Raw genomic sequence first — 5,670 nt, 5'->3', positions numbered from 1 at the left:
CAGCACGGTCACTGCACCGCAGCCCGACCGCAACCGCCACGGAGTCGAACTGCGTTTGCCTCAAGGCAAACTCCCTGATAGCACAGTTGAACAGAAATATTTAAGTCGGAACAAAAAGCCCCCGGCCAGGGAGCCGTTTTCTGCATACTCTTTTATGGCTCAATAAAAGAGTATGGCGGAGTGCGCGGCCGCGACCGCGCGGATTTATTATCTTCAGTCTTCAGGGGACACTTCCCTGAAAGTCGGATCGTGTCCTCCCTACCTGACTCTTTTTGCCTGTCCTGAGTCAGCTGAAGGGGGAGTCTAATGCTGTATTCACTCTCATCTGCGAAGAACATTTTTTATTGCGTTATCTCACGCCTGCCAAAGAAGCTACAGGATTTATTGCTGTCTGTTCAACCTTTCCATTGCTACCTTGAGGCTGACCCGGAGTCGTTCAAGAACATCGGCGAGCCGGCCGATTTCATCGTTCGATTTTGATTCGATTTTTCGGTCGACTTTTCCGTCGGCGAGATCGGATGCGATCTCGGTGAATTCTTCAAGCGGACGCATCGAATGGCTGACCACGACAAATACAGATATGAGCGAAATGATCAAGATCACACCCATGATCGTAATCAGGGTTGTCTTGAGCTTCGCTTGCGCAGCAATGGTCTTTTCAAGTGAGAACCCGATCCGGAAGCCACCCCAGTGGTTCCCTTTTACATAGATCGGCGATGAAATATCCCACATCACTTCACCCGTATCGCGATAATAGACCTGCTGGTATGCTTCCTCTGTATTACGGGCTGCCTTGATGCCGACCGGATCATTGAATATTCTTTTGGTCCGGTTGCCGACGAGATCCTTTTTCTGGTCGCCGGTTATCGCTTTCTGGTAGCGGGTGTTGTGCGTCGGCAGGTAACCGTTGGTGTCGACGGTGACGGCATAGACGACGCTTTCATCTTTGAGGAACTCATCCTCCATGGCCAGGATTGCCTTGTCGAGATAGAAGTCATACTTGGTGTGGTACTTTGGCGGATCAAAACCCGGGATTTCCTCATAGGCTTTATCAAATGCGTCTTTAACGCTGAAAACGCCGTTATCGATGGCTTCTTCAATGACCTTGCCAACCAGCTTGGCGCCAACAATTGACTCAATTTTTCCCCGTTCGAGAAGTTGATTTTCAAGGCTGTTACTCTGCTGGGTGATGATGTAATAAGAGCCGGCTGCAATAACGATCAACAGCACAAGGTTGACCATGACGGCCACTTTGATTCCCATCCGATTAAACATTAATTCCTCCCTGCTTCGATATTTAAAGGGTTGTTATTTTTTGTAACCGATGCGTAGAGCGCCCCAATGTCTTTTTTTGATGAATATTGGTACTGACAGGTCAGTCATGATTTCACCGGTGTCCCGGCTGTAACGCTGCAACAGATACGGGTCCCGGTTGCGGGCCGCGGCCAATCCGGTACGGTCATTGAAAATTCTTTTTGTCCGGTTCCATTTGGTGTTGTGATCATTGTCGTCAGTCATCGGTTGAGAGTATCTCGAGTTGTGTGTTGGCAGATAGCCGTTACGGTCGACGGCGACGACAAAAATAAATCGTGATTCGGATTCAAGATATTTATCGAGAATCGGGCGGAGTATGCCATCGGTCAACTTGTCATATTGCGTATGGAACTTCTGTGGATCGGTTCCCGGGATCGGAATATAAAATGTGTCAAACAGCTGAGCCATGGTCAGATGGCCGCCGGTCAGCAGAAGTTCAAACTGATCGACAATCTCTTCGGCACAGCGTTCAGCGGTTTTTTTTGATTTGATATCAAATTCATCAAGGTCCTGTGCCGCCGGCGCAATGGAGCTTACCATTAAAATAAATAGTGCCATCAGGGTCAGGAGGAGTCGATTTTCAGTCATTTTATGTCTCCGGTAATAAACTGCATCTTCAGACAATGCTGCCCAGATCGTTAATTATTACTGTAATCTCTTTTGCTAACCGTTCACTGTCGACTCCGGCGATCTTTTGGATGCCGAGATGTGAATCAACAGCCGGGAATATGAAGAAATTACGATTATCGATCCGATTGAAAGTGAGTTGCTCAAGGCGGCTGAAACCGATAATTTCCCTGATTCGGGATGCCCCGAGGTTGCAGTGGGTCACCAACGAAGCGATGTCATCCCGGTTTTTTATGTCGGGTGCGATGATTTCGCCATTTTGTCCAACAAGAACGTAGTTTTCGATTTCCTCGATATCTGCAACAGCACGTACCAGGTTACTCACTCTCATGAGTCCTTTTGCTTCCTGTTTTTGGATGTCATTTTCTGTCGGACAAGCGCTCTGTACTCTTCACTTTTTTCGTTATCGCCAATCTCCTGGCAGATGATTTCAAGGAGCTTCGAAAGGCTCCCCCGGTTGTTTTCACTGCTCTCGACCCATCGAGCCACAGAATCTTCAAAAATAATTTTTGCCATCGGTCCGATTATCTTTGTCAGAAGCTTTAGCATCGCCTGCAGCGGTTGCGCCATCGGTCCCTTGTTCATCAGCTTTTGGATGTCAGGTGCCGCTTTGTCGGTGCCCTGTGCTTTAATTTGCGTTTCGGTGGGTGCTTTCTTATGTGGAATATTCTCGATGGCGAGATTCAGTGACATTGACAACAGGCTCATATTGATTCCGGGGTCACAAATCGTAATGAGATGCTCATCCAGATCAATTTGGCGAAAAACAACTATCGATTCATCATAATGGACCAATGTTTCGATCAGCTCCGGAAAGTTGAGTCGACCGGACGCGTGGATTTTTGCAAGATGCTTGGCGGTTTGATGCAGTCGATCCTCACGAAACAGGGAGGGTAGATTGTTATAGGTGATTCCATCTTTCGACCGGTAGGTGCAGGCGCCGATAACACCTGGAATCGCCTTCATATCCTTAATGAGTTGTTGCATCGGGGCCTCTTCGGTAATGGGTGCTGATCTCTTTTTCCATGATCGATTGCAACTCCAGGTAGAGCTTCGTCGGTTGGGCAGTACTGCGCAGGGAAAGGATGGCGCGCTGGCTCCACCAACCGAGAATCATATAACGTTGATTATCGCTGGTCGTGAACAGCAGATAGTTCAATTTGCTTTCTCCTGAAAGGCTGCCTGCAGAGGAACAGGTCGAAAGGTAGTAGGCCGGGTCGAGATTGGCCAGACTGCAGGGCGTGGTGCTGATCTGTTCAAGATGGTTGCCTTCGTTAAAAATTGCATATTCCTTGATATCGCTGCAATTTTTAAGGAACCTGAGCAGGGATGATTCCTGTTGGGCGACAGGAATATTGTCGGCGATCAGTGAGGCCGATGATGGACGGTCATCAGTTCTGGTCAGGTTGTTTTCATCCTTGATCCGGTGGGCTTCCATCAGAATAAAACCGATCGGGTCGGAAATCGAACGATTTTCACTTTGGCAACTCGCATTCATCTCGATTTCGGTATTGTCCCAGCCGATGATCCTGAGAGCAGCTTCCTTGCCGGTCAACTCACCTGAAGATGCGTGGATCATCTCGCCATTTTCGATATGAAGTTCACCTGACTCCTCACGCGAATGTACTGACAGACTGCAGCTTTTATTCTCCATATGGATCAACTGTAGAAATGTCGAGAGAGTAATGCCTCGAATATAGCTGTTGGTATCTTTGGTCAGCGCCGCATCGATGGTTTGCACAAGCATGTCGAAGTCGAGAGGTTTCTCGAGGTAATGCAGTGCGTTGATGTCGGAAAGCTGCTCCTCGATTTCCGAGGTTCCGAATGCCGTCATCACAATCACCGGCATGTAAGGATTGTTGCTGTTGATGTAAGCAAGCAGTTCAAAACCGTCCATGATCGGTAATTTCAGATCGGTAACCAGCAGATCAATTTCATTCCTCTGAATTATGCGGACCGCTTCTTCTCCGTCGTTGGCCATCAGGATGTTGAGCTGGTCATTGTGAGAGGCAAGGCCATCTTTCAGGCTGAGCAAAAACGGGTTTTCATCATCGACGATTAATATCGTATGCATAGCTGTCATCCTTTTATCGGTTCAAACATCTGCCGGTTGTCGTTTGCGACAACTTGCTGATTAATATCATCGGCTAATAGCAGCCCAATGCGGACACAACTGCCCTGGCCAATCTCACTCGATATTTCAAGGCTGGCCTGCATCATGGTCAGCAGCTTTCTGGTGATTACCAGCCCCAGTCCATTGCCGTGGGGCTTGTTGGTGTAGAAGGGTTGAAACAACATTTTTATCTGCTCTCCGGACATTCCGCAGCCATTGTCATTGATTTTTAACCAGACGATTTGTTCATTTTTGTCGAGTTCGACCTTGATCGAAATGAGTGGTTCAGGGTGTCCGAGTAAAGCGTCTGCTGCGTTTGTAATAATATTGAGAGTTGCCTGGTGCAGGGCCCGAGGGTCAATGCTGACTTTAAGATGGTTCGGTGGGAGATCGCAGTCGATCGCAATCTTTTTCTGTTGCAGATCAGGTTTGATCAGTCCGAGTAGTGTCGTCAGGAATTTTTCGAGACGATGCGGAGAACAGTCTACCTTTTCATACATACTGAAATTTTTCAGGGATTTCAGCAAATACTCCATCCTGGCAATTTCTGATGTCGTCCGGTCAATATAACGGCTGATATCTTGCCGCGTAAATGTTTCAAGATTCTTCTGCAGGACGCTGTTTGTCATTTTAATGGAATTGAGCGGATTACCAATTTCGTGGCGAATCCCGGAGAAGATGAACCCGAGATTATCCATGGTGTTAACGGTTTGTGCGATTGACTCCAGGCGCTTCTGTTCGGTGATATCCTTGATCTGGATGAACAGGCTTCGGTCTGGCAGGGAAGTGAGGTTTAACGCCAGGATACGATTTCGGTGCAAGATTGTCCTTTGCTGCTGGTTATCGGTTTGAAAGAGGTCGATACCTTTGGTTTCAAGAAAAGTTTTGATGTCGTCAAAGTCAAGATTGATATCGCAGATCGTCAGGATTTCACCAGCGGCGGTGTTGCAATATGTAATGCCAGGGAGTGCTGTGCTGATGATGAGAACACCTTCTTCGAGTCGATCAAGTACACCGGCAAAGCACCAGGGTGTTTCTGTCCTGGCAGCTGGAGACTGGCATTGCCGATACTGATTGTCATGATTTATTTCTGGTTGCATATTGCCCTGATTGCATTTTGTGCCTTCATTGAAATAAAACAGCATTATATTTAAAAACTGTCCTTATGTAAATCAAAGTTATTCAAATGTGTATGTTTAATATAAGTATCTGGAAATATTTAGCTATGTAAGTATTTATTAATATAAACTTGCATTTTATCCTGAAAAAGAACGGGCAATTTATCAATAATATTCGAATTAAATGATGTATTAACTGGTAAGTGTTTTTTTTGTTAGAATATTTAAGAGGAAAGACAATGATAAAGTTTTTCGTGAAATCTGCATTTCTGCTCTTTGCAACTTCTCTGGTTTCTGCCGGTTGGCCGGCGGCATCGTCGGCATTCACCGCCTCGCTTGAGCTTTTGACCGGTCAGCGTCAGGATCAACTCGATTGGAATATTGCCGGTCATCTTGGCGGAACAAACCCGAATATCCTTTCGGAACTGCAGTGGGATGATATTGCAAGTCGTGAGCTTTCGGCCGGTCTCGAACTGGCATGGTCGCTCCCTCGCAACA

At 47.0% G+C, this 5,670-nt stretch carries 7 protein-coding genes; 1 reads left to right on the top strand and 6 read right to left on the bottom strand.

The features are described from left to right. Positions 1–381: 381 nt before the first annotated feature. Genes C0623_08190 through C0623_08165 form a run of 6 tightly spaced genes read right to left on the bottom strand, consistent with a single transcriptional unit; the run spans position 382 to position 5,199 of the window. Positions 382–1,275, bottom strand: a complete 894-nt coding sequence (locus C0623_08190) for a HAMP domain-containing protein (protein PLX99995.1) — start codon at positions 1,273–1,275, stop codon at positions 382–384. Between the two features lie 33 nt (positions 1,276–1,308). Further along, on the bottom strand, positions 1,309–1,902 hold the full coding sequence (locus C0623_08185) for a chemotaxis protein (GenBank protein ID PLX99994.1): 594 nt from the start codon (positions 1,900–1,902) through the stop codon (positions 1,309–1,311). Positions 1,903–1,930: 28 nt separating this feature from the next. Then, positions 1,931–2,272: a hypothetical protein gene (locus C0623_08180; protein PLX99993.1), complete on the bottom strand. Its 342-nt coding sequence runs from the start codon at positions 2,270–2,272 to the stop codon at positions 1,931–1,933. Then, on the bottom strand, positions 2,269–2,928 hold the full coding sequence (locus C0623_08175) for a hypothetical protein (GenBank protein PLX99992.1): 660 nt from the start codon (positions 2,926–2,928) through the stop codon (positions 2,269–2,271). The genes C0623_08180 and C0623_08175 overlap by 4 nt, the downstream gene beginning before the upstream one ends. Then, the gene (locus tag C0623_08170) at positions 2,912–4,024 is read right to left on the bottom strand and encodes a hypothetical protein (GenBank protein ID PLX99991.1); all 1,113 of its coding nucleotides are present in this window, start codon (positions 4,022–4,024) and stop codon (positions 2,912–2,914) included. Before C0623_08170 ends, C0623_08175 begins: the two co-directional genes overlap by 17 nt. Then, positions 4,021–5,199: a hypothetical protein gene (locus C0623_08165; GenBank protein ID PLX99990.1), complete on the bottom strand. Its 1,179-nt coding sequence runs from the start codon at positions 5,197–5,199 to the stop codon at positions 4,021–4,023. The genes C0623_08170 and C0623_08165 overlap by 4 nt, the downstream gene beginning before the upstream one ends. Before the next feature lie 212 nt (positions 5,200–5,411). On the opposite strand from C0623_08165, the gene C0623_08160 reads away from it, so the two are divergent. After that, positions 5,412–5,670, top strand: a 259-nt coding sequence (locus C0623_08160; protein ID PLX99989.1) for a hypothetical protein, incomplete at its 3' end; no start/stop codon positions are given.

The sequence above is a fragment of the Desulfuromonas sp. genome, assembly GCA_002869615.1.
In the GTDB taxonomy this organism is placed as follows: domain Bacteria; phylum Desulfobacterota; class Desulfuromonadia; order Desulfuromonadales; family UBA2294; genus BM707.
This window is presented reverse-complemented; position numbering and strand designations above follow the sequence as displayed.

Excerpts from the sequence above, each read along its gene's own strand:
- C0623_08170 (PLX99991.1), bottom strand. The coding sequence starts at position 4,024 with ATGACAGCTATGCATACGATATTAATCGTCGATGATGAAAACCCGTTT.
- C0623_08180 (PLX99993.1), bottom strand. The coding sequence starts at position 2,272 with ATGAGAGTGAGTAACCTGGTACGTGCTGTTGCAGATATCGAGGAAATC.
- C0623_08190 (PLX99995.1), bottom strand. The coding sequence starts at position 1,275 with ATGTTTAATCGGATGGGAATCAAAGTGGCCGTCATGGTCAACCTTGTG.
- C0623_08175 (PLX99992.1), bottom strand. The coding sequence starts at position 2,928 with ATGCAACAACTCATTAAGGATATGAAGGCGATTCCAGGTGTTATCGGC.
- C0623_08185 (PLX99994.1), bottom strand. The coding sequence starts at position 1,902 with ATGACTGAAAATCGACTCCTCCTGACCCTGATGGCACTATTTATTTTA.
- C0623_08165 (PLX99990.1), bottom strand. The coding sequence starts at position 5,199 with ATGCTGTTTTATTTCAATGAAGGCACAAAATGCAATCAGGGCAATATG.